Raw genomic sequence first — 22,600 nt, 5'->3', positions numbered from 1 at the left:
TTTACTTCTTTAAAATTTTGATGGTTTTTTCTTCTCCATTGTTATAAGAAAATACAATGAAGTATACTCCGCTTGGGTATCCTTGAAAACCCAGCGTGAGTTGACCTCTATCAGGTACTATAGTTTTTATTGTTTGGCCACTCATAGATAGTACTTGAAGTTGGGAAACTTTTTTTTCATCCACTAATTCCCAACTCAGGTATAATTCCTCTGAAACCGGATTAGGATAATAAGATATTTCGTCCATAACTAATAAATCCTCTTCCTTCAGGTCTTCAATAGCTTTTACATTCTTAGACGTGCAACTCAAACAAATCTCTCGCAACACTTGATTGCCTGCTGTATCATAATTGAATACTAGCTTGCCTTGTGCTGATGCAAACAGGGAAAACAAAAAGAACAAAAGGGTACAGTTTTTTTTCATTTTAAGTTTATTTTGGTAATAAAAAACTGCAAAATTAAAACTATTTCCTGTAATAAAAAAAGAGACTGTCCTAAAAGTATAAATCAATTATTATATTTCGATGAGAATTTAATAAAACATTGTTTTTCATAGGTATTTGATGAACCAAGTTTCCTTCTTCAAGAATTGTTCGTGAACACTTGCTTTTATTGAATAATTCAGTTTCGCTACGAAGTCTAATGCGGATCTGGGTTAAATAATAAAAAATCATTTGTTCCAATATGACTATCTATGACTTGACTTTTTCTAAAGAAGGGTGTAAATTTCAATTTAAAATCACCCACCAATCTTAATCATGCTTCTATTCTGAGAAAATAAGTCTGGATTTTGAAACTTGGCATCGTTGTCCATACCGCCACGCATCGCGTGTTTGGATTGGATGTTTTCATAAATAAGCGGTTCGATGGGGTTTCCTGCTCTCAAAGTGGGCAACAAAGCCGTTTCTGAATTGGAAAATAAGCAATTTTTTAGTTTTCCGTCGGCAGTTAAGCGAATTCGGTTGCAGGTACTACAAAACGGATTGGTAACCGAACTGATGATCGAAAAACTACCTTTAAACCCATCGATTTTATAATTTTTAGCGGTATCGTTGGGCTGGTCTTGTATTCGGAGCAATTGGGTTTCTGAATACACCGAATGGACTTGTTCTATGATTTCCGCATAAGAAACGAGTTTTTCTTTATTCCATTGATTGCCATCGAAAGGCATGAACTCAATAAAACGGATTTGGAGGTTTTGTTTTTTGGTTAATGCAATAAAATCCAATATTTCATTGTCATTAAACCCCTTAATTAGCACGACATTCAATTTGACTTGGAACTCATTTTGCTGTAGCAATGCAATATTGCTCCATAACTGATTAAAAGAATCCCTACGCGTTATGGCTTTGTATTTTTCTTTTTGCAAGCTATCAATGCTTACATTCAAGGCTTTTATTCCTGCTTTCTTAAACGTGGAAATAAAATCGTGAATCAACAATCCGTTGGTCGTCAGAGTAAGCTGCACCCCCAATTGTCCCAATCGCTCGATAATGGAATGGGCTTCTTTACGCACTAAAGGCTCACCGCCTGTGAGTCGGATTTTGGTCACGCCCAAATCCACAAAGGTTTGCGCAATGGTAACAATCTCGTCTTCGGTCATTAAGTGCGGTCTTGGCGTTAATGCAATTCCTTCGGCAGGCATGCAATAGGTACATCTCAAATTGCATTTTTCGGTAATCGAAATGCGCAAATAAGAATGATTACGCTGGTGCGTATCCTGCAACAAAGGGGAATTATTGCCCATGATTGAAGCCATTTAAAAGTTGGAACAAATGCAAGACCGATGGAAAAACAGCATCGATAGATTCGCTAGCTCCTGCCGTAGATCCTGGTAAAGCCATAATTAACGTATTGCCTTTAAAACCCACCACACTTCTAGATAACATAGCATAAGGCGTGCGCTGTTGTCCGTACGAACGAATCGCTTCTTCAATACCAGGAATACGACGATCTAATAATGGAATAATCGCCTCTGGTGTAACGTCTCGATTGGACAAACCTGTGCCGCCGGTTAGAATAATTAACTCTTTTTGGTCTTCACAGAGCTGGTTGATAGTGGTTTGAATGTCTTTGATTTCATCTGGAATGATAGCATAATGAGATACCTTCAACCCTAAATTCGTTATTTTCTCCGTAATCACTTTACCCGCACGATCTTCTTTTTTGCCAGCCGACACACTATCGGAACACACGATAACCCCTACAGACAAATCCCGTCTCTCTTTGTCACCAAAATCGGATTTACCGCCTTTTTTATGCAGGAGTTTGATGGTTGAAATTTCGACTTGTTTGTCAATAGGTTTGAGCATGTCATACATCGTTAAGGCTACAATTGACGCACCGTGCATGGCTTCAACCTCAACGCCAGTTCGGTAAATGGCTTTTACGGTTACTTTTATTAGTATAGAATCCTCTAATAATTCGTATTCAATTCCGGTGTATTCAATCGGTATTGGATGACAATCCGGAATGGCATTCGATGTATTTTTTACCGCAAACAAACCAGCAGTTCGAGCCACTTCCAAAACATCGCCTTTGGGCACCGTTTTGTTTACAATCGCTTGCATTGTAGCAGTTGTCCCAACTTTTACTATCGCTTGAGCGGTTGCGATACGTTGGGTGATTATCTTATGAGTAATGTCTACCATTGGATTTAGGATTTAGGAATTGGAATTTAGGATTTGGAATTTAGGATTTGGGAATTGGGATTTAGAGTTTTAGCATTTCAACCAAAAATTTAAAACAAGCTATGTTGTTCCCCCTTCGGGGGTTAGGGGGCTATTATCTTTCCAAACATAGGTTTCGTCTTCAAAAATTTCTTTCCCGAACACGGGTGCTTTTTCTTTGATTTCCTCTACCAAATATTCCAAAGCTTCGTAAACCACTTTGCGTCTTGGAGCAGAAACAAAAACAAAAAGGCAAATTTCGCCCGCATTCACTCTGCCCAAACTATGGTAGATATGCATACAAGTCAATTCATACTTTTCGAAAGCCGATTCGCGTATGGTATGGAATGAAGCTTCTGCCATTTCTTCATAAGCCGAATAGTCAATGGCGGTTACTTTTTTTCCGTTAATTTCGTCGGCACGTACTTGACCTAGAAAAATATTATGTGCTCCAATACTGGTTTTGCTTTGGTGCTTGGCGATTGAATTCCCAATGAACTCGGCGGTGATTTGTCCTTGGATAAAGGAACTTTTCTTTGGCTTTTCTTTTGACATTATTCTAGTGTATCTTTTTAATTTTTTATTGTAATTGGTTTTGTAATGATATTACACCCTTTTCTAAATGGAAAATGTTAGTAAATCCTGATTTTTCTAGATACTGCATCGCTGCAAGACTACGCTGACCCGTTTGGCAAAACAATACTATTTCCTGATTTTTATTCAAATGCTTACTGTACGCTGCTAGTTCTCCCAAAGGAACCTGAATGATATTCGTTCCTTTATACTCCGGAAGTTCCTCCACTTCCCGAACATCAATCACTATAATTTCAGGTGAATTGCATTTTTCTAAAAAAGCTGTTGCATCTAGACCGTTGTGCTTTTTCTTAGTATTCAATATCTTATTTCCGTTGATGATACCTTTTTCAATCGCTTTTTGATTTTTAGCGAAAGTCATCATTTGGGTTTGAGCACGAAGGGCATCATATAGTAATAGTTTACCCGACAAGACCGCCCCAACTCCTAAAATAATTTTCAGTACTTCGGTGGCTTGAAAGCTCCCTAAAACTTGCGGAACTACTCCCAGCACTCCCGACATTTCGCAACTCGGAATGGTGATTCCTTCTTCTTTTTCTGGAAACAAACAACGATAGGAAGGTCCGTTTTGATAATTAAACACCGAAACCTGCCCTTGAAATTTATGAATCGAGGCGTAAACAACTGGAATTCTTTTGGCCACCGCCACATCGTTTATCAAGTACCGAACACCAATAGCATCGGTACAATCGACTATGATTTGATACTTCTCGACCATAGTCGCAGTATTCGAATCGAAATATTCAGTAAAAACGACTAGGTCAACTTCAGGATTGAGTGCCTGTAGCGCTTGTTTGGCCACCACAACTTTTTGTTGTCCCACATCCGAATGAGTATACAAGGACTGACGATGCAAATTGGATTCGTCCACTACATCACCATCTACAATTCCGATATGCCCAACACCAGCCATTACTAAGTTCTGCAAAACCGGACAGCCCAAACCACCAGCACCAATCACCAAAACACGAGCGTTTTGTAATTTTTGCTGACCGAGGTCTCCCACTTCTGGGAGAATGGTTTGTCGGGAATAGCGGGTGTTGTTGTGCATTTTTTTAAAGTAACTAGTGATTAGTGATTAGTAATTAGTGATTAGTAATTAGTGATTAGTAATTAGTGATTAGCTAAAAAGTGCTTTATCATCCACCAGCAAAAGGAGGCAAAAAAGCAATCTCATCATCATCTTTCAAAGCAAGGTCATCATTACAAAGCGCTTGATTCAAAGCAATGCTATAAGCTGTTTTTTGAAAAGCAGGGAAACGATGTTCTACCGCACTTTTCAATCCCAAAAGCGTATTGACATACGCAGTCAACTCCATTTGTTCTTCGTTGCAATGGGTAATTTCTGCCAGTAAGCCAAAATATTTTAGGGTAACGCTCATCCTTTTAAATTTTTATATTCTTCTGGTGTGTTGATGTTTTGCAATTGCGCACTCCATTGTTCAGGGACATTGATTGTTTGGTGTGTGAGTTCGTCCACAAATTTTCTTACTTTCAGTTGGTTTCCTGCTAAAAATTCAGGCAACAAAATGCGAACGGAACGATCATACACCGCGACCAACGGACTTGGTTTATCATTAACTTGCACTTGTGTCATTTGATAGGCATCCGAATGTGAATTGACCAACCACTGTAACAATTCGGAAGAAATCATTGGAACATCCACACTCAAAATCAGATTGCGTTTGGTTGTGGTATGTTTCAATGCCGTGTAAATTCCGCCAAGAGGACCTTTGTTCGTCACGATATCCGAAATTCGGGTTACCCCAAAAGCATCGTATCGTTCATCTGAAGAAATTAGTACGATATTATTCCCCACTACGGGAGTTAAAGCAGCGATAATGTTGACCACAAAAGACTGCCCTTTCCATTCCAAAAACCCTTTGTCGGTACCCATTCGTTGGCTTTTTCCTCCTGCTAAAACATAAGCAGTTATTGTGTTTTCCATAGCTCTATTCAATTAATTGAAAAATATTCAATGAAGTATAAATCGATTTTTTTAGTCTTTTATCTTTCGTCTATTTTCTATCATCTTCTTATGCGGTCGTGTATAATTTAAAAATAGCAATTCCCAAAACCAAAGCTAAAACATATCGCAATTGACTCGTATTCATTTTTTTACTTCCAAAAAAAGCACCCAATACTCCACCTACAAAGACAATCGCAATTAATAGTAAGGAAGCTTCTGGCAACGTACCGCCTTTGGTCGCAAATCCTATTAAACCTGAAATAGAATTTACCAAAATAAACAAGGCCGAAACCGCTGCGGTTTGTTTGATGGTAGCCCATCGTAGCAATAACAAAACAGGGCTTAAGATTATTCCTCCTCCTATTCCCAACAAGCCCGACAAAAAACCAATAATGGCTCCAATGGTCAACGCCATAGGAATGGATACGGGTCTTATTTCTGAATTTTCTTTACCAAAGACCCCCAGCAATCGAAGTACTGCAAAAACCAAAACAGTCGCCAAAATTATTTTGTAATAAAAAGCGTTGATGGTCAAAAAACCACCTAAAAATGAAAACGGAATCGAAGTAAGGGCAAAGGGATAAAACAACGACCAATTCATTTTTCGTTCTTTATAATAGAAATAAAACGATACTGCCGAAACCAAGATATTCAGCACCAAAGCTGTAGGCTTCATAAAAGTCATTGGAAATGAAAAAAGACTCATCAATGCCAAATAACCACTAGCGCCTCCGTGTCCCACACTTGCATACAAAAAGGCAACTATAGGCAATAAAAGTAGCAGAAGTGGTGAATCAAAAAGTGTGGCAACCGTCATAGATTTTGTTTTTTTAATTGTTCGTCTAAATACTCCCAGCAAGAGCGATTGATCGTTTCAAAAGAAGCGATTAACGATTTCCCGTAAGGTGTCAACACAGTCCCTCCGCCTTTGCTTCCGCCAATTTGAGTAGTAATCAAAGGGCTTGATGCTGCCTTGTTGGATTCATCGACTAACTTCCACGCTTTTTGATAAGACAAATTCATCGCTTTTGCCGCTTTGTTTAGCGAACCCGTTTCATCAATTAGCTTTAGCAATTGCACTCGCCCTTCGCTAATCAAAACTCCCTCTTCGGATTCAATCCAAATTTTACTTTTAATTTTCATTCTGTAAAATTTATTTTTGATAACGGTTACTATTTATCTGTACTTACTTTAGATTTAAAACTATTCGTTATGCTTTCACAAATATAACGAATTTGATTTTATAAAAAATTGATTATCGCATTGAATCTGTTACATATCTAATTCGTGCAACTGAAATTTTTTCTCCAATATCCGCATAAAAAAAACTGCCCTTTTTGGACAGCTTTTCATTTAAAACTAGATACTAAGCTCTAAATATCATTCCCTTATGATAATTGTACAGTACTTTATCGTAAGGCACATATAATGAAAGAATCTTTTCAGAATGGCTATCAAAAGTCATTTGATTGTGCTTTCTAAATAAATAGATTTCTTTTAAACAATTGGACAAACTTTGATGGATAAAGGTTGTAAACATAGGCAATTGTTTATCCCCTACATACAAGTCCAATTGATAATTGGAGCTACTTTTTGATAAATTGTTTCCAACAATTCGTATCGTAAATTTTGTTGGAACACCCTTGTGCGTACCTTGGTATTCTAAAATCATATCGGCTATTTTTTCGGTTATTATTAAACTAACTAATCAATAGTTGTATTATATTTTACATAAAAGTATAAAAATAGTATTATCTTTTTGCAAATAAAATACTAATTCTTTACCCCATATACCGTAACTAATTCATTTTCTTTCAAATCATAATTCCCATCAACTACATATACTAAAGCATTTGCTGTTGAAAAAGTATTTAACATAGAAGAAGCCTGATGCGATAGAATCGCCACTTTACCATTCGTGATTTTTGCTTTCAAAAATTGAGCTCGGCTGTTGTTTACAGAAAGATGATGTTCTAATGGCAAGCTATTCATTGCTTCATATTGCGTAATCTGTCCAGAAATTCTTTTTAAGGTAGGTAACACATACACATAAAAACAGGTCAAACAAGCGGCTGGATTTCCAGGCAATGCAAAAATCATCTTTTCATTTACTTTTCCGGCAAAAAGAGGCTTCCCAGGCTTTTGATTGACTTTGTGAAATAACGTCTTTACTTCTAACTCTTGCAATGCTTGGGCAACAAAATCATAATCCCCTACTGATATTCCGCCAGAAACCAAAATCACATCGTGCTTTTCTATGGCGGTTTGAAGGGTGTTTTTGGTACTTTCAAAATCATCTTTTACAGCGTAACGCGCAACCTCTTGAAAAAAAGCATCCATTAAAGCAGCTTCAAGCATTACACCATTGCTTTCATACACTTTCCCATACGTTAAAGGTGTACCTGGAGTAAGCAATTCGTTGCCCGTTACTACTATTCCAACACTTGGTTTTTTATATACCGGAACAGTCGTTATTCCTAAAGCCGCCAAAAAACCTATGGCTGCGGCATCCAACTCAGTTCCTTTTTCTAGGGCTAGCTCTCCTTTTTTGATTTGTTCGCCTATCGGCCGAATGTTATCCTCTAGTTTTGGCACACTTTGTACTGTCAAAACCGATTGTGTCACAGTAACTTTTTCAATCGGAATCATAGCTTGGGCTGTATCTGGGACAGGAGCCCCTGTGAAAATCTTCACCGCTTGACCGGGTTGCAAAACAAAAGATTCGGCATCGCCCGCTTTGATTTCACCAATAATTTCATAGGTCAGCTTATCGTGTATACCAACCGCATAACCATCCATAGCCGATTGTCGAAAAGGTGGCATGTGGATTGGAGAATGGATGGACTGTGAAAGTGTCTTTTTTCTAGCTTCAAGCAAAGAGCAATTTTCTTCTTTAAGAGTAGGTAGATTATTTTGTAAAATTGAAAACGCTTCTGAAACGGTAATCATAAAATTAGTTTTTGATGCATTCAAAAGTACAATTCCGAATTGATTTTACGGTGTCAGAATATAACATAAATTGCATTTATTGTTGTTGTTTATTCCCTGAAGGCAAATAATACAACCATCCAAAACCAATTAAAAAAAGAATCAGTGAGGCAATAAATGCCGGAATCAAAATCTCTCGATTGTTTTCTAAAGCATTGTTCAAAGAAGCATACAATAACCAAATTTGTATCGTAACATTCAATATCAATATAAATATCAAGGTGGAGAGAATATTATTCAGTTTGTTGGGATTCGCTTGATTTTGACGGGTTCTAAAAGTGCTCATTTATCCGTTTATTTTAAGTTTATTGTTTATGCTCTATTTGCATTACTGATACTTATTTCTCAGTTTAAACCGACTGTGCTTCACTGCTGGAAGCTTTTACAAAAATGTCATTCCCTTTTAAAAATACTTCTAGATTTGGCAATGCTCTTGGTGGAGGACCGGCTAATACTTCTCCTGTTTTGGCATCAAAAGAACCATTATGACAAGGACAATAAATAATATCCGTACCGGGCTTATAAAAAACAGAGCAAGACAAATGAGTACACTTTTGTTCATAGGCTTTGAATTCCCCCGATTCTAAATGAATTAAAATATAAGGAATGGTGCTGCCTTCAATCACAAAAGCACGAGTACCTCCTACAGGAATTTCGTCTTTTTTACACACGAAATGTTCGCCTTCTACTACTTCTTTTGGGAGTATATAGGCTTTGGCCGCAACTAATCCGCTTCCCACCATCAATCCACCAGAAACCAGGGTGAGGAATTTGGCAAAATCGCGGCGACTCACATTACTAGCTTGTTGCTTGAGAATTGGAAAATCTTTCTTCCAATTTTTATTTAGGTTATCTTCTTTTGACATAAGACAGTTATCTGTTTTCGGTTTTCTGTTATCAGTTAAGGGTTTTCTGCTATGAGTTGTAAGTTATGGGTATTCAATGTGCTGTGAAGTTACCCTTTGGAGTTGGGAATTTCTAATAAATGATTAATTCCGTACTTCCTTTAGGCATCATTATATTAACTTTGGTATTGACCACTTCTTTTCCAAATACAAACGTATTAATGGGTGTACTATTTGGTCGCATTTCTTCAATTTCTGCTTTAGTACCATAAAATAATGCTCCACTAGGACAAACGGTTGCACACATGGGTTTTTTACCAATACTTGTTCGGTCATAACACATAGTACACTTCATCATCAAATCGTAGGATTCTTCCTTTTTAGGCACGCCAAACGGACAAGCCATCACACAATTAGAACAACCAATACAACGCTCGGTATTGGCAGTATGCACTATACCAAATTCATCTTTTGAAATAGCATCAGCTGGACACACATTAGCACACACTGGATCATCGCAATGCATACAAACCTGTACCGTAGTTTGAATGGTCGAAGCTCTATCTACATAATTGACATGAATCATAGAATCTTGCCCATTGGTTTCGCATTCGGCACAAGCCATCTCACACGCTTTGCAGCCTATACATCGTTGCATGTCTACAAAAAATTCCTCGTTTGTATTGAAACTGGTGTAGTTCATATTTCTTTTTTATAGATTAAACACTAGCATAAGCTGTTGATTCTTTAGATGGCCCCGCTATTTCTTTTAGAGGTTCCAAATGGCAAGCACTCACTTTAAATTCGGGTATTTTAGAAACGGGATCTAAAGTTCCTGGTGTTAACTGATTCGCTGATTTTTTTCCTGACCAATGATAAGGGATAAAAACCGTATCCTCTCTAATGGTTTCAACGATATTCGCTGGAAAAATTCCTTCTCCCCTTCGGGTGGACACTTTTACCAATTCTCTTTGTTGGATACCATATTGCTGAGCTAATTTGGGATGAATTTCTAGTAAGGGTTCTGGAAATTGATCTACTAATTTACCTATTCTTCGGGTTTGCGTACCACTCAAATACTGAGAAACCACTCGACCTGTTGTCAAAACCACGGGATATTCTGTATCGACTACTTCACCTGGTAATTTATAAGGTGCTGGGTTAAAATGGGCTTTTCCATCGGGGGTTTTAAATTTTTTATCTTCCCAAAGTCGGGGTGTTCCGGGGTGATCTTCGGTAGGGCAAGGCCAAAAAATGCCCATATTATCCTCTATTCTTTTATAAGTGATTCCGTTATAATCGGCTGTTCCTCCTTTGGACGCTACTCGCAATTCATTAAAAATGGCTTCACTATTGTCGTAGGTAAATTTATCTTTGGCCCCCAAACGATCTGCCAATTCTAATAAAATGGAAGTATCTGTTCTTGCATCTCCAGGAGGGGTTACCGCTTGACGAATACGAATGACGCGCCCTTCTGCCGAGGTGGTGGTACCTTCCTCCTCTTCTTGTAAAGAACCCGCCAAAATCATATCGGCATGACGAGCTGTTTCATTCAAGAAAAAGTCAATACAAACATAATATTCTAATTTTTCTAAGGCTTCGCGAACGTAATTGCTATTAGGCAAAGACACCAGAGGGTTGAAACAAATCGAAAGCAATCCTTTTATTTCACCACGATGAATAGCTTCTATAATTTCATAAGCAGACAATCCTTTTCCGGGTAAATCCTTTTCATTGATACCCCAAACTTCCGAAATATATTTACGGTGTTCTGGATTTTCGATATCTCGATTTCCAGGCAATTGGTCGCATTTATGCCCGTGTTCTCTACCGCCTTGACCATTTCCTTGCCCAGTTATCGTTCCATAACCACAATAAGGTTTCCCGATTCTACCCGTAGCCAACACGAGATTAATACAGCCTACAACATTGTCCACTCCTTTGGAATGGTGTTCTATTCCTCGAGCATGTAATAAAAAACTGGTTTTGGCTTTGCCCCATAATTCGGCGGCAGCTTTTATTTTATTCTTATCGATTCCAGTTACTTCCTCAGCCCATTCTAACGTATAGTCTTTTACCGCATCAATTGTTTCTTGAAATCCGGAAGTGTAATTATCAATAAAATCGTGATCCAAAAGATCATGCGCTACTAAATAGTTTAACATGGCTCCATACAAGGCAGAATCCGTTCCCGGACGAACATCCAAATGAATATCGGCAGTTCTAGCCAAAGGAATCATGCGCGGATCTACCACAATAATCTTAGCACCACGATCACGGGCTTTCCAAATCCAATGAGTTAGGGTTGGAAACGTTTCACTAATATTGGCACCCGCCACAATAATTACTTCAGCATACTCTAAATCGGAATAATTATTAGAGGCTCTGTCCAAACCAAAAGCTTTTTTATTACCCGCTCCTGCACTCACCATACACAAACGACCGTTATAGTCTAAGTTTTTGGTTTTCAAAGCGACTCTAGCAAATTTACCCACCAAATAACTTTTTTCATTGGTCAAGGAAACACCTGAGAGCATCGAAAAAGCATCTTTCCCATATTTTTCTTGAATACGTTGAATTTCAGAAACGGTTTTTTCCATGGCGTCATCCCAACTAGTAGGCATAAATCCCTGTCCTTCTACCCTCTTTAAAGGTGAGAGTAATCGGTCGGGGTGGTTGTTTTGCAAATAGCGTTGTACGCCTTTGGGACACAATCTCCCTTCATTAAATGGAAATTCCATCCAAGGTTCAAAACCAACCACTTTGTTGTCTTTGACCAACAATTCGATACCGCATTGCATGCCACAAAAACAACAATGGGTTTTTACATTTTTATCGGGTTCATCTCTACCTTCATAGCCATCTTTGGGAGCATAATTCAAATGTGGACCAAACTTGGCAATAATATTTTCTTCTGCGACTGGTAATTTTGCCATTTTATATTTTTTACAATTGTCAGTATTCCGTTCCTTACTTCTAAAATCTACCTTCTATCCTTTACCTCATCATCCTGAGCGGAGTCGAAGGGCTAACTTCTAACTTCTGAAATTATCCAAACAAATTCCCTCCCGCTTGTCTTGCCTTCAAATGGGCTTGTGCCAATCGTGATCTTTTGCCTTCTGGGCTCAAATCCAAATGAGAAGTACCATCTTCATGCGAAAAATCGAATCCTAATTCTTCTGTAACCGTTTTCAAGTCTTGGATGTGTAATTTGGTAGCAAATTCTTCTCCAGTATGAGGACATACGGCCATACCCATTTTCATTCCTTGTTTTTTATAGATATGTGCGCCAATTTGGGCTGGTCTTTGAATGATGTGAAAAAACTTTCCAAAGGGAATCCAAATCAAAAACAAAATCACGGTAACGGCATGTAAAACCGCCAAGAAATCAAAAGCGAAACCTTTCATGAATTGATACGAATAGGTCAATCCTAAACCTGTCACTGAAATAGCTATCAACAAAATCAGCGGCAATAAATCCCCTTCAAAAGTTTGAGTAGCAATCAAACCAGGATTGGTCAAACGTCTTCTTAAATAATATAAAGACCCAAAAATTACTAAATAAGAAGACCAATTCAAGGCATGAAAAGTTAGAAACGCCATAATGGAATCGAGTTCAAAATCCATTACTTTAAATCCAAAGAAATAGGCTTCATAGGTAGAAATGGTATTGGGTGCCATAGCAAAGTGAATCCAACCGAAGGTGAGTGGAATGGTAATCAAAAAAGCAGAGGTACAGCCCACGGCTATCATAAAATGCGCCACCCAACGGTATTTTCCTCTAGGATAAATAAACTTTTGAAAAGCGATATTTTCAATAGACTCTTTGGTAGCAAACCAAAAATGAGAAAACACCTTTCCGGTAACCAAATACGTAATGCCTCTTTTGAAATAAATCCAAGTGGGCGGTCGTTGCAACCACACCGAATAGCGATAGACAATTCCGAAAAAAGCGAAAACAGTTCCAAACAAATACGTAATTAAAGCCGCATCGAAATTTTGCAATTTTCTAGAACCAAAAAACACCAAGGCAATCATCACGATGGAAAGTGCTGTTGCTATTAATAATGCTTTAGTATTAAGATTTTTATTTTTCATTGTATAGCATAACAAATTAATACTTTTAGATTTCACTTCTAACTTGGTTTCTCACAGCCTTTTCTATTGTAAAACCACCAATTGATGATAGTAGCTAAGATACAAAAAAGAATGAGACCTATAAAAAATTGATTAACAGTACCATTAAGCGTTAAATTACCCCCAATAAGTTTAGAAAAAATGAATGGTCCAAAAGCAGCAATCGCAGCCGTCCAACCAATAACACCTGCAGCCTGACGTTGGTTATCTGCAAATATGATAGGGTATTGTCTAAAAGTTCCAGCATTACCCACACCAGTAAAAAAGAACATTAAAAATATAACCCCTACAAACATTGGGAATTGGTCTAAACTAGTTGGCGCTACCAAACCTTGGGTAATTAAAACAATAGCCCCTCCAATAATCCCTACTCCTGTCAGCGTTGTCAATATAGCCCCCCCCACTTTATCAGCTACAAAACCAAAGGCAACACGGCTCGCGGAACCAATTAATGGTCCATAAAAAGCATACACTAAAGGATCAGGAGCATTAGGAAAATCACCATATAAAAACTTAATCATTAAGGGAAATGCTGCTGATAGTCCAGCAAAAGTTCCAAAAGTCATGACATAAGTTATGGTACAATACCAAGTATGTTTGTTACCAAAAATATCCATTTGTTCTTTTATAGAAGAATGCATCGGAATACTTCTGAGATAAAACCAGCTGATAATCGATAAAATAATAAGAAATGGAACATACCAAAAGGCTGCCGATTGAATATAAATGGATTTATTTACGACAGCTTTAGTATCAGGGCTCATCTGATTCATTATTTTTTCAGCTAATTTTGGATTAGCATTTGCCATAACTTTGGCTTTTGCTTTGGCGGGTAATGCAACAAATAGAGTCGCATCATCAGTAGTACTAATAGTAGCTTTTACCGAATCTAAAACAGCAGGTTTTACAGATGACAATAATGCGGTTTGTACTTGTGGTTCTAATGCACTAAATACATCTTTTTGTTTGGTTGACTCGACAGTTTGAAAAACGGACAGCGCCTCTTTAGCATCAATACTGGTAGAAACAGCACTAGCTCCATAAAGGCTAACACCCAAAATAAGCGGGGTAACAAATTGAGCCAAAGACACCCCAAAATTACCAATACCCGCTTGAATACCCAATGCGGTTCCTTTTAATCGTTTAGGAAAAAACAAACTTGTACTGGGCATATAAGATGAGAAATCTCCACCACCAAAACCACAGGTAAAAGCTAATACTGCAAATACCCAAAAAGGTGTACTCGTATCCATAACCGCAAATCCAATACCTACTACAGGAATCAATTTGATTAAAGTTGCCCATGCTACTACGTGTCGTGTACCGAAAATTGGCAAAATAAAGGTGTGAATGATTCTAAGAAAACCAGCAGCTAAACCAGGAATAGCCACCAACCAAAACAATTCGTCTTTTGAAAATGCAAATCCAAGTCCAGGTAATTTTACAGCAATGACACTCATCATGAACCATGAAGCAAAGGATAAGATTAATGAAAGTGTAGTAATGGTGAGTGTTTTCCAAGCGATTGCACTACCGGTGTTTTGCCAAAATTCATTGTCCTCTGGTTCCCACTTGTCTAGCCATGTTTTCATATGATGTTTATTTACTGTTAGTACTATTTGAAAATTATTAATCTGAATAGCCTAAGCTTGTTATGCAAAGGCTTTATTTATGCTCGATATGATTTGAAAATTGAGGAATTTGAACGCGAATGGCTTTGATAATGGTTTTGTGCATCCAAATCAAACAAATCGTTGAAATGGCAAAAATGAAAATCCAAGAACTCGTCCACAGACCAGTAGTACTGAGCAAATACCCAAAAATAATAGGCCCAAAAAAACCACCCAAACCACCTATTAATCCAACCATTCCTCCAACTACACCCACTTCATTTGGAAAATACTCTGGAATATGTTTGTAAACTGCTGCTTTACCAATTCCCCAAGAGGTTCCGATTAAAATCACTAAAACTAAGTATACCCACATATTCGCTTCAAACTTAATTTGTGTGATTCCTTTAGCGATTAGTTCTTTCTTTTTAACGGATTGATTCTGCTTCACCACAATTTCTTGCCAAGATGCTTTTTCAGGTAAAATGGCTGTTTTTTCATGTTCAACAGTTTTCCGAGGAATTACAGTATGTACTTTATCGTCAATTTGTATGACATTAGAACTCACTTGGGTTACTACCCCACTTTCGGTAGCCAAAACACCTGGACCTGCGGTAAATATTTCCATTTTTGGAAACATCAATAAAAAGCTGATTACAATAGAAGAACCCAATACCCAATACATTACTTTTCGTGCCCCAAACTTATCCGATAAATACCCACCAAAAGCTCTGATTACACCCGAAGGCAAACTAAATAAGGTGGCAAACATACCGCTCATTACCAATGAAGTTTGGTATACATTCATAAAATTGGGTAACAACCATTGGGAATACGCTACAAAACATCCAAAAACCAAAAAGTAATACGCTCCAAAACGCCAAACACGCATCGATTGTAAAGGTTTTAGAAGATTTTTAAGCTCTTTAGCTTCAACAGCTGGTTTTTTATTTTTAGCCAAAAAGATGAAAAGCAACCCCATCACGACTAAGACCACACCATAAGTGACGGGCAACATTTTCCAACCCTCTGCAGGATTATCTTGAGAAAAATTTGTAAGCAAAGTGGGAGCTACAAAAGTTGTGATAGCGGCACCGGCATTTCCCATTCCAAAAATCCCTAAGGCTCTACCCTGCCAATGCTGCGGATACCAAACCGAAGTAAACCCAATGCCTACTGCAAAACTGGTACCCACCATCCCAAAAAGAAAACTCAAAATAGCAAAACTCCAAAAACTAGTAGCAAAAGGCAGTAAAAACAACGGAATCGCACAGAGTAATAATAGAATAGAAAAAACTATTTTTCCACCAAACTTATCGGTTAAAATTCCGATAGGCAATCTAAATATTGACCCTGAAAGAATTGGAATTCCGAGAAGCCACCCCACTTCAACCACACTCCAGTTAAATATACCTCTATCTACCAAAAAAGTAACTAATACACCATTGAGTGTCCAACAGGCAAAGCAAATGGTAAATGCTAAGGTATTTAGAAAAAGAATTTTGTGTGACTGCGCTAAATTATTCATAGAGAGTGCCGTATAAAATTTATGGTAAAACTTCAAAATCAAATAAAAGAACCTTAGAAGTATCTAATTTAATAAAAAAATCTGAAAATCAATTCTTTAGATTTAATTCTTGTTGGTACTAAATAATTTTGGACTAAAAGACACCATTAGCCAAGCCCAGTTATTGGCATCAGCAGCATTGGTAACATTCTTTACTCGCTCTAAAGTAGTAGAGGTAAATATTTGAGAGAAACCACCCGAAATCACAATATCTTTTTGAACTATATAAGACGCGGTCAAATCAATCTCAGTTCCTAAATAGCTATCCATTTGTTTGCCTTGCGCATCCAATACTTTATTAGGAGCATTGAAAATATGAGGAACTAAAGCAAATTGCCATTGCTTATTTTTATAATTTAATTTCAAATAAGCATCCTGTAAACCCACATTATTTTGATGGTTTCCAACATAAAAATAGTCCATCAATCCGTTGAAAGCATGATTAGTTCCAAACAATGGAGTAAAGGATTTTAGCTTCGTATCGGTATCGTTTTGGTCTTTACCAGAAAGAAATTCATAGCCTAATCCTGCAGAAAAACTATCGACAATAGCATAATTTACATAACCTGAAGCATACCACGCACCAAGTTGCTTACCTACGCTTTGCCCTGTTTGTCCATAAAATCCAAAATTAGCATCCCATTTTTTGTCTTTGAACGTTATGTACGTTCCAAAAGTTTGTTTGTAATCTACTTCTAAATCGTTTTGACTTTTCTGAAATTCATAACCTGTGTTTAAAAATAACAAACTCAAACCAACCTTTGTCCAATTGTGGTGCAACCAAGCATATTGCATTACTTTGTAATTAGTAGTATACGGCGTTGTGGAGGCTACCAAATTCTCAGCATTAGCATTTAATGCAAAACCTAAATCCAAAAGGCTATTCTCTTTTTTGTAGCTGATTAATGCTGCGTCGTGGCTTTGCCCTTGTTGCAACCAATCAATTCCCCCCATAATCCTCTCGTTATCATAAGAAAGTACCTGTCTGCCTAATGTTGTGCTCCAATTTTCATTAAAATAGTATTTGGCCCAAGCTTCAAAAACAGCTAAACCATTTTTACCTGCTGTGGCCGTCGTAGCTGCATCGCCCCAAGTTCGAATGTCTTGAACACTTAATTTGGCGGTCAATCTTTCTTGGTGAAAAGCAAGATTCAATCGAGAACGTTGTGCAATAAACGAGGTGGCTTCCTCTGTATCTAAAAGAGGACTTTTAAAACCATTTCTGAATTCAAAACGAGGGCGTAATTGAAGATTTATATCAAATTCTTGTGCAATTGCATTGGCATTTACAACTATAAAAACAGTCAGTACTATTCTTTTCAAAGTAGTCATACACATATTTTTTTTTATTACGATTCAAAGGTAGAAGATGTTTTTATCCTTTGTTATGATAAAAATCATTTTATGTTAAATTTATTAAAAAAAATATGAATATGCATATTTAAAATGGCGCAAGTATAACAATATTTTGAGCCAAGGATATATAATCCATTATTAAACAACACATTAATAGAAGTAAAAAATTAAAGAAAGTATGTCTTTATAACTATTCTTTGGAGAATTTGTTACTATTTATTAAACCAGCAAAATTTCAATAAGTGTATCTGAGACCAAATCTCATTTCAGTTATAGTTATTCAATTAATTATTTCGATGTTATATCCACAAGCCTTGATGACCTATTCATAGCAAGGAATAAAACATCATCAATTAAAAAAAAAGAAAAAAACTAGAATCAATCAATGTATAATTGTTGGTTCTAGTTTTCTAAAATGAATTAATAAGTCTCATAATATTTTGAAAGTCAGTACTTAATTAAAAGTAAAAATCAACAAAACAAATGTTTTTTTTAATTACAAAACAGAAAAACTAATAAGAATACAACTATTTTGCTTCATCAATTATTTTAGTCACTGTAGCATCTGAATTAACCCCAAGCCCTTCTTGCTGAAAAACCAACTCCCCTTGGGTATTGAATACACTAATTATATTAGAATGCGAAAAATCAAGTGGCGCTATTTTCTTATAATTTACTGCCAAAACAGCAGCAAATTCCCTAGTATTGTCCTCTGTTGATCTCAAAAACTCCCATTGTGGGGTATCCATTTTATTTTCTATAGCAAAAGATTTTAAGCGTTTTGGAGTATCCACTTCAGGATCAATACTAATGAGTATAAGTTTTACATTATCCTTAATTTTCTCTGGCAAACGTGACTCAATATTGCGCATATCGGCCACTAACCTTGGGCAAGCTGCTTTACAAGAGGTATAAATCATTACCATCACTAAAACTTTTCCTTTTAGATCTTTCATAACAATATTTTCATTGTTGTGATTAGTCCATTGAGAAGGCAGGTTATAGATTGATAAATCTGAATTTGATTTGTCTTTGGTCACTTTTTCAATCTTATTACAACTTTGTATACTGGATAAAACAAAGAAAAAAGTTATCGCCAAAGCTATTAACTTAGGATGCCATTTAAAATTCGTTTTGTCTTGAAATGTGCTATTCATATCGTTATGATTTAAAAAAGATAAAATACGTTTAAAGGTTTTTTGCGCATCGAAAACCGAGATTCTTTGTAGTAAAAGTTGCTTTGAGACTTCCTCTAAAAGCATAGCGCATAAAGGCTGCATAATTCATCAAATCGGTTGCATTTACTGAACCACTTCCACAAAAAAGATTCTTATCAGTAGCTTTGTCTTTTCTGGATTCTCCCGAAAGAAAAATACTATTGAAGTCTGAGGTCCATTCCCAAACTAAACCGTGCATATCATAAACTCCCCAATAATTCTTGAATGTCTTTCCTACAGGGTTTAGATAAGTTTTAGGCTTTTCATACCAAGACAAAATATATTTGTTAAAAGATTCTTTGTATCTAGCATCTGTACGATTTTGATCGGCCATTGCAACATATTCCCATTCGTCTATAGTGGGTAGACGCTTCCCTTGACATTCGCAATACTTTTTAGCTGCAAACCAAGAGACGTTAGTCACAGGGGCATTGCTTTTATTTTGAGAGCCAAAATCATCATCGGCTACCCAATGATTCAAATAACTCTTATCAGCAAATAAACCTTTTATATTAGAACGAGTATAGGCTTCATTCTTTTTGATAAATTCTAAATACTGAGCATTGGTTACAGGAAAAACATCAAGTAAAAATGAGCCTATTTCCATTGGTTGCTTTCTGGTAGCTCCATAAAGAGGGACAAAACTTCCCTCTTTGATGGTCACCATTCTTGTTTCTTGGGCAAAAAGAGTACAACTTATGCTAATAAGTATTAGAAATTTTATTTCTTCAAGATTATTCATGGCTACACTTTTATACTGTACAACAATCTATTTGCGTTGTGCTTTGACCATTGCAGGAGTTACAACAGTTTTGTTATTTCCCCAACTAGCATAGACATATGTTAAGGCATCAGCAATCTGTTGGTCACTTAAAGCTTGTGCAGGCATTGCTCCACTGAATTTTTTTCCGTTTACTGTAATAGGTCCTGATAGTCCTTTTACTACACCTTTTATGGCGCGATTAACATCTTTGTTTAGATAATCGGATTTTGCTAATGGAGGAAAAGCACCAGGAATACCTTGCCCAGTTGGCTGATGACAAGCTACACAAACTTTATCATAAACTCCTTTTCCTTTAACAGCATTTTGGCTAAAACCACACCAACTCATTACTAGCATTGCGCTAGTCAAAACATACTTTTTCATTGATTTTTTTTTTTAGATTATAATTGATTGTAAAATATTAATGCGATGCAACTGGTTTTGGTGTTGGTTTAGCTCTTACCGTTTTTACTTTTGCAGCCGTTACCACTGTTTTATTATTTCCCCAACTGTTATATACGTATGTCAAAACATCAGCTACTTCTTCATCTGTTAAGTTTTGACTAGTCATAACATTATTAAATTTTTTACCATTCACAGTAATTTCTCCACTTAAACCGTTTAATACAGCACCGATTGCTCTTTCTGTATTTGCGTTTAAGAAATCAGATTTTGCCAATGGAGGAAATGCATTAGGAACTCCTTGTCCTTCGGACTGATGACAAGCAAAACACGTTCTACCATACAATTCTTTACCTGATTTAATTTGTTCAGGAACTGTTTTTGCAGCTACTTTTTTGGCAGTTCCGTTTTCTTTAGGCATGTTTTGAATGGTTCCGCCTTCAGGCAAATAGATTCCTTCTTGAGTCGTACCTGAATAGATTTTTTTGTTTTCTTCCCCTTCTACTTTTAACATTCCCAGAGCTCCTTTATTGAAAGCTCTAAAGATAGAGTGGTCAACCAAAATAAATGTCCCAGGAACATCAACTTTAAATTCAACAATAGCAGAACCACCAGCTGGAATAAGGGTTGTTTGAACATTCTCATTAATCATGTCCCCTCCTTCTATATGTACTTTGTCAAAAATCTCACCAATTACGTGAAAAGAAGAAACCAAGTTTGGACCACCGTTCCCCATATAGATACGTACTGTTTCACCTACTTTGGCAGTAATGGCTTTGTCACCAGCAACAGCACCCACTTTTCCGTTGAAAACCACATAATCAGGTTGTTCTTTGATGGCTTTATTCATATCAAAGGGTTGAGATCCTTGTTCTCCATAGGCCCCTTTGGTATAAAAATCACCTTGCATGATGTAGTATTCTTTATCAACAGGAGGTAATCCTCCTTCTGGCTCCACCAAAATCAAACCATACATTCCGTTTGCAATGTGCATTCCAACGGGAGCTGTAGCACAATGGTACACATATAAACCAGGATTTATAGTTTTAAAATTGAATACTTTTTCATGACCTGGAGCAACCAGTGAAGAAGTTGCACCACCACCTGGTCCTGTTACCGCATGTAAGTCAATATTGTGTGGCATTTTATTATCGGGATGGTTTTTTAAGTGAAACTCTACTTCGTCTCCCACTCTAGTTCTGATAAAACTTCCAGGAACCGATCCACCAAAAGTCCAATAGGTATATTTTACACCATCGACCATTTCGCCTTCTTCTTCCTTAATTTCCATGTTGACTACCAATTTTGTGGCAGCGCGATCTCCTACAGGTTTTGGCACAAAGGGTGGTGCAGTTAGTTCTGCTTCTTTTTGTCCTTCAATTTTTATATCATGATAATCTTGAGCTTCCTTTTCTTTTTTAGAACAAGAAAAAAAGAAAAATAACGCCATAAAAAGCAATGGGAGTAATCGATAACGATTGCGAATACTAAAATTTGTTTTCATTTTTTGGGTTGTAAAGGTTTGAGTTATAATAAAGGATGAATTTATCCTTTATTGTAAGTGTAAATTTAAAATAGCTATTTTATTTAAAAAATGACAATTATCATGTTTTTAACGTTTTGTTATGAATTATTTCAGCAATATCATTATAGACATAATCAAGAATAATGTAACTATAAGGGTTGTTTTCCAAAAGATATGTGCCTTTTTTAATTCCATAAAATGAAAAGCAACCAATATAAATTTTGCTGCCGCTAATCCCATTAGCAGCAAAACAATAGTTTTTGAAAGGAAAGAAGCACTTGAAATTACTGCCGAAACCAATGTTAGGAATAACAAAATAACATAAACTGAGAGAAGTGATTTTTTCATATACTAAAAGATTAAATATAAGGTTGGAAATAAAAGCAACCATATCAAATCACACATATGCCAAAAAGCAGCACAGCCTTCTACATCTTCAATAGCAGTATCCGATTTTTTTTTTATCATTCCGTAATTGGTCCAAGCCAAAATAACCATTCCAATAATAACATGAATAACATGAAAACCTGTTAATAACCAATAAAAAGTGTAAAACATATTAGTGTCTAATGTAATTCCGTTTTCAATTTTATGATAATATTCTACGCTTTTTAATGCCAAGAATAAAAACCCACCCAAAATAGCCAACTTAAAATATACCGATGATTTCAAAACTTCTTTCTCTTTGAATAAATGCACCGCATTAGCCATAAAAAAACCACTTGTCAATAAGAAAACAGTATTCACCGCACCAAAAGTGGTATTTAATTCTAATCGAGATTGATGAAATACAGTCGAGTTCTCGCTCCCATAATAGACAAATGCAACCAATGCCATTCCGAAAGTGATGAGTTCTAAGAAAATGATAATCCACATTAGGATTCCGCCAGGAGGATAGTAGATATTCTTATAATTTATTTTTAATCTTTCCATAAGTTACTCTTAAAGTTTCAATAAA

Annotated in this window: 24 protein-coding genes and 1 pseudogene; all 25 read right to left on the bottom strand. The window is 36.6% G+C overall.

The window, feature by feature from the left end:
* Window position 1 precedes the first annotated feature (1 nt).
* The 25 genes and pseudogenes from WFZ86_RS11540 to WFZ86_RS11420 all read right to left on the bottom strand — a co-directional run bounded on the left by WFZ86_RS11540 (window position 2) and on the right by WFZ86_RS11420 (window position 22,575).
* A complete protein-coding gene (locus WFZ86_RS11540; protein ID WP_342692050.1) occupies window positions 2-424 on the bottom strand; it encodes a T9SS type A sorting domain-containing protein in 423 nt (140 codons plus the stop codon).
* Window positions 425-739: 315 nt separating this feature from the next.
* A complete protein-coding gene (gene moaA / locus WFZ86_RS11535; RefSeq protein WP_342692049.1) occupies window positions 740-1,747 on the bottom strand; it encodes a GTP 3',8-cyclase MoaA in 1,008 nt (335 codons plus the stop codon).
* The gene (gene moaCB / locus WFZ86_RS11530) at window positions 1,737-2,651 is read right to left on the bottom strand and encodes a bifunctional molybdenum cofactor biosynthesis protein MoaC/MoaB (RefSeq protein ID WP_342692048.1); all 915 of its coding nucleotides are present in this window, start codon (window positions 2,649-2,651) and stop codon (window positions 1,737-1,739) included. Before moaCB ends, moaA begins: the two co-directional genes overlap by 11 nt.
* A gap of 99 nt (window positions 2,652-2,750) precedes the next feature.
* A complete protein-coding gene (locus WFZ86_RS11525; RefSeq protein ID WP_342692047.1) occupies window positions 2,751-3,224 on the bottom strand; it encodes a molybdenum cofactor biosynthesis protein MoaE in 474 nt (157 codons plus the stop codon).
* Between the two features lie 25 nt (window positions 3,225-3,249).
* A complete protein-coding gene (locus tag WFZ86_RS11520) occupies window positions 3,250-4,314 on the bottom strand; it encodes a ThiF family adenylyltransferase (RefSeq protein WP_342692046.1) in 1,065 nt (354 codons plus the stop codon).
* 88 nt (window positions 4,315-4,402) lie between these two features.
* Window positions 4,403-4,645 carry a MoaD/ThiS family protein gene (locus WFZ86_RS11515; RefSeq protein WP_342692045.1) on the bottom strand — a complete coding sequence of 81 codons (243 nt, stop codon included), beginning with the start codon at window positions 4,643-4,645 and terminating at the stop codon, window positions 4,403-4,405.
* A complete protein-coding gene (gene mobA / locus WFZ86_RS11510) occupies window positions 4,642-5,211 on the bottom strand; it encodes a molybdenum cofactor guanylyltransferase (protein ID WP_342692044.1) in 570 nt (189 codons plus the stop codon). Before mobA ends, WFZ86_RS11515 begins: the two co-directional genes overlap by 4 nt.
* Before the next feature lie 88 nt (window positions 5,212-5,299).
* Complete coding sequence (locus WFZ86_RS11505) at window positions 5,300-6,049, bottom strand: sulfite exporter TauE/SafE family protein (RefSeq protein ID WP_342692043.1); 750 nt, start codon at window positions 6,047-6,049, stop codon at window positions 5,300-5,302.
* Window positions 6,046-6,375, bottom strand: a complete 330-nt coding sequence (locus WFZ86_RS11500) for a winged helix-turn-helix domain-containing protein (protein ID WP_342692042.1) — start codon at window positions 6,373-6,375, stop codon at window positions 6,046-6,048. Before WFZ86_RS11500 ends, WFZ86_RS11505 begins: the two co-directional genes overlap by 4 nt.
* A 223-nt stretch (window positions 6,376-6,598) precedes the next feature.
* Entirely contained in the window at window positions 6,599-6,904 is a 306-nt protein-coding gene (locus WFZ86_RS11495; RefSeq protein ID WP_159686461.1) for a hypothetical protein, read from the bottom strand.
* 101 nt (window positions 6,905-7,005) lie between these two features.
* A complete protein-coding gene (locus tag WFZ86_RS11490; protein ID WP_342692041.1) occupies window positions 7,006-8,181 on the bottom strand; it encodes a molybdopterin molybdotransferase MoeA in 1,176 nt (391 codons plus the stop codon).
* Between the two features lie 76 nt (window positions 8,182-8,257).
* The gene (locus WFZ86_RS11485) at window positions 8,258-8,506 is read right to left on the bottom strand and encodes a DUF6755 family protein (RefSeq protein ID WP_159686467.1); all 249 of its coding nucleotides are present in this window, start codon (window positions 8,504-8,506) and stop codon (window positions 8,258-8,260) included.
* Between the two features lie 64 nt (window positions 8,507-8,570).
* The gene (locus WFZ86_RS11480) at window positions 8,571-9,086 is read right to left on the bottom strand and encodes a Rieske (2Fe-2S) protein (RefSeq protein WP_342692040.1); all 516 of its coding nucleotides are present in this window, start codon (window positions 9,084-9,086) and stop codon (window positions 8,571-8,573) included.
* A gap of 112 nt (window positions 9,087-9,198) precedes the next feature.
* Window positions 9,199-9,768 (bottom strand): 4Fe-4S dicluster domain-containing protein, encoded by a 570-nt coding sequence (locus WFZ86_RS11475; RefSeq protein WP_159686473.1) that lies wholly within the window; start codon window positions 9,766-9,768, stop codon window positions 9,199-9,201.
* Between the two features lie 16 nt (window positions 9,769-9,784).
* Complete coding sequence (locus WFZ86_RS11470; protein ID WP_342692039.1) at window positions 9,785-12,001, bottom strand: molybdopterin oxidoreductase family protein; 2,217 nt, start codon at window positions 11,999-12,001, stop codon at window positions 9,785-9,787.
* A 112-nt stretch (window positions 12,002-12,113) separates the two neighbouring features.
* Window positions 12,114-13,163, bottom strand: coding sequence for an MFS transporter (locus tag WFZ86_RS11465; protein WP_315142514.1), 1,050 nt, complete (start codon window positions 13,161-13,163; stop codon window positions 12,114-12,116).
* Between the two features lie 38 nt (window positions 13,164-13,201).
* A complete protein-coding gene (locus WFZ86_RS11460; protein ID WP_342692038.1) occupies window positions 13,202-14,794 on the bottom strand; it encodes a magnesium transporter MgtE N-terminal domain-containing protein in 1,593 nt (530 codons plus the stop codon).
* Window positions 14,795-14,867: 73 nt separating this feature from the next.
* Window positions 14,868-16,340 (bottom strand): MFS transporter, encoded by a 1,473-nt coding sequence (locus tag WFZ86_RS11455; RefSeq protein ID WP_342692037.1) that lies wholly within the window; start codon window positions 16,338-16,340, stop codon window positions 14,868-14,870.
* Between the two features lie 102 nt (window positions 16,341-16,442).
* Complete coding sequence (locus tag WFZ86_RS11450; RefSeq protein ID WP_342692036.1) at window positions 16,443-17,711, bottom strand: alginate export family protein; 1,269 nt, start codon at window positions 17,709-17,711, stop codon at window positions 16,443-16,445.
* A gap of 551 nt (window positions 17,712-18,262) precedes the next feature.
* Window positions 18,263-18,892 (bottom strand): SCO family protein, encoded by a 630-nt coding sequence (locus tag WFZ86_RS11445; protein WP_342692035.1) that lies wholly within the window; start codon window positions 18,890-18,892, stop codon window positions 18,263-18,265.
* Window positions 18,893-18,923: 31 nt separating this feature from the next.
* Window positions 18,924-19,694 (bottom strand): formylglycine-generating enzyme family protein, encoded by a 771-nt coding sequence (locus tag WFZ86_RS11440; protein ID WP_342692034.1) that lies wholly within the window; start codon window positions 19,692-19,694, stop codon window positions 18,924-18,926.
* Window positions 19,695-19,721: 27 nt separating this feature from the next.
* Window positions 19,722-20,045: pseudogene (locus WFZ86_RS11435) on the bottom strand (c-type cytochrome); the annotation flags it as partial.
* Window positions 20,046-20,136: 91 nt separating this feature from the next.
* Window positions 20,137-21,621 (bottom strand): copper-containing nitrite reductase, encoded by a 1,485-nt coding sequence (nirK, locus tag WFZ86_RS11430; protein ID WP_342692033.1) that lies wholly within the window; start codon window positions 21,619-21,621, stop codon window positions 20,137-20,139.
* A 126-nt stretch (window positions 21,622-21,747) separates the two neighbouring features.
* Window positions 21,748-21,990, bottom strand: a complete 243-nt coding sequence (locus WFZ86_RS11425; RefSeq protein ID WP_342692032.1) for a cytochrome C oxidase subunit IV family protein — start codon at window positions 21,988-21,990, stop codon at window positions 21,748-21,750.
* Window positions 21,991-21,993: 3 nt separating this feature from the next.
* Window positions 21,994-22,575, bottom strand: a complete 582-nt coding sequence (locus WFZ86_RS11420; RefSeq protein WP_342692031.1) for a cytochrome c oxidase subunit 3 — start codon at window positions 22,573-22,575, stop codon at window positions 21,994-21,996.
* Window positions 22,576-22,600: the final 25 nt, after the last annotated feature.

Origin of the sequence: Flavobacterium polysaccharolyticum, from assembly GCF_038739875.1 — a bacterium.
GTDB classification, from domain to species: domain Bacteria; phylum Bacteroidota; class Bacteroidia; order Flavobacteriales; family Flavobacteriaceae; genus Flavobacterium; species Flavobacterium polysaccharolyticum.
The sequence above is the reverse complement of the archived record's forward strand: the minus strand, read 5'-3'. Positions and strand labels throughout refer to the sequence as shown.

Excerpts from the sequence above, each read along its gene's own strand:
- WFZ86_RS11490 (WP_342692041.1), bottom strand. The coding sequence starts at position 8,181 with ATGATTACCGTTTCAGAAGCGTTTTCAATTTTACAAAATAATCTACCT.
- WFZ86_RS11455 (WP_342692037.1), bottom strand. The coding sequence starts at position 16,340 with ATGAATAATTTAGCGCAGTCACACAAAATTCTTTTTCTAAATACCTTA.
- mobA (WP_342692044.1), bottom strand. The coding sequence starts at position 5,211 with ATGGAAAACACAATAACTGCTTATGTTTTAGCAGGAGGAAAAAGCCAA.
- WFZ86_RS11485 (WP_159686467.1), bottom strand. The coding sequence starts at position 8,506 with ATGAGCACTTTTAGAACCCGTCAAAATCAAGCGAATCCCAACAAACTG.
- moaA (WP_342692049.1), bottom strand. The coding sequence starts at position 1,747 with ATGGGCAATAATTCCCCTTTGTTGCAGGATACGCACCAGCGTAATCAT.
- WFZ86_RS11440 (WP_342692034.1), bottom strand. The coding sequence starts at position 19,694 with ATGAATAATCTTGAAGAAATAAAATTTCTAATACTTATTAGCATAAGT.
- WFZ86_RS11525 (WP_342692047.1), bottom strand. The coding sequence starts at position 3,224 with ATGTCAAAAGAAAAGCCAAAGAAAAGTTCCTTTATCCAAGGACAAATC.
- WFZ86_RS11495 (WP_159686461.1), bottom strand. The coding sequence starts at position 6,904 with ATGATTTTAGAATACCAAGGTACGCACAAGGGTGTTCCAACAAAATTT.
- WFZ86_RS11540 (WP_342692050.1), bottom strand. The coding sequence starts at position 424 with ATGAAAAAAAACTGTACCCTTTTGTTCTTTTTGTTTTCCCTGTTTGCA.
- WFZ86_RS11500 (WP_342692042.1), bottom strand. The coding sequence starts at position 6,375 with ATGAAAATTAAAAGTAAAATTTGGATTGAATCCGAAGAGGGAGTTTTG.
- WFZ86_RS11465 (WP_315142514.1), bottom strand. The coding sequence starts at position 13,163 with ATGAAAAATAAAAATCTTAATACTAAAGCATTATTAATAGCAACAGCA.
- WFZ86_RS11480 (WP_342692040.1), bottom strand. The coding sequence starts at position 9,086 with ATGTCAAAAGAAGATAACCTAAATAAAAATTGGAAGAAAGATTTTCCA.
- moaCB (WP_342692048.1), bottom strand. The coding sequence starts at position 2,651 with ATGGTAGACATTACTCATAAGATAATCACCCAACGTATCGCAACCGCT.
- WFZ86_RS11520 (WP_342692046.1), bottom strand. The coding sequence starts at position 4,314 with ATGCACAACAACACCCGCTATTCCCGACAAACCATTCTCCCAGAAGTG.
- WFZ86_RS11470 (WP_342692039.1), bottom strand. The coding sequence starts at position 12,001 with ATGGCAAAATTACCAGTCGCAGAAGAAAATATTATTGCCAAGTTTGGT.
- WFZ86_RS11475 (WP_159686473.1), bottom strand. The coding sequence starts at position 9,768 with ATGAACTACACCAGTTTCAATACAAACGAGGAATTTTTTGTAGACATG.
- WFZ86_RS11425 (WP_342692032.1), bottom strand. The coding sequence starts at position 21,990 with ATGAAAAAATCACTTCTCTCAGTTTATGTTATTTTGTTATTCCTAACA.
- WFZ86_RS11505 (WP_342692043.1), bottom strand. The coding sequence starts at position 6,049 with ATGACGGTTGCCACACTTTTTGATTCACCACTTCTGCTACTTTTATTG.
- WFZ86_RS11445 (WP_342692035.1), bottom strand. The coding sequence starts at position 18,892 with ATGAATAGCACATTTCAAGACAAAACGAATTTTAAATGGCATCCTAAG.
- WFZ86_RS11515 (WP_342692045.1), bottom strand. The coding sequence starts at position 4,645 with ATGAGCGTTACCCTAAAATATTTTGGCTTACTGGCAGAAATTACCCAT.
- nirK (WP_342692033.1), bottom strand. The coding sequence starts at position 21,621 with ATGAAAACAAATTTTAGTATTCGCAATCGTTATCGATTACTCCCATTG.
- WFZ86_RS11420 (WP_342692031.1), bottom strand. The coding sequence starts at position 22,575 with ATGGAAAGATTAAAAATAAATTATAAGAATATCTACTATCCTCCTGGC.
- WFZ86_RS11450 (WP_342692036.1), bottom strand. The coding sequence starts at position 17,711 with ATGACTACTTTGAAAAGAATAGTACTGACTGTTTTTATAGTTGTAAAT.
- WFZ86_RS11460 (WP_342692038.1), bottom strand. The coding sequence starts at position 14,794 with ATGAAAACATGGCTAGACAAGTGGGAACCAGAGGACAATGAATTTTGG.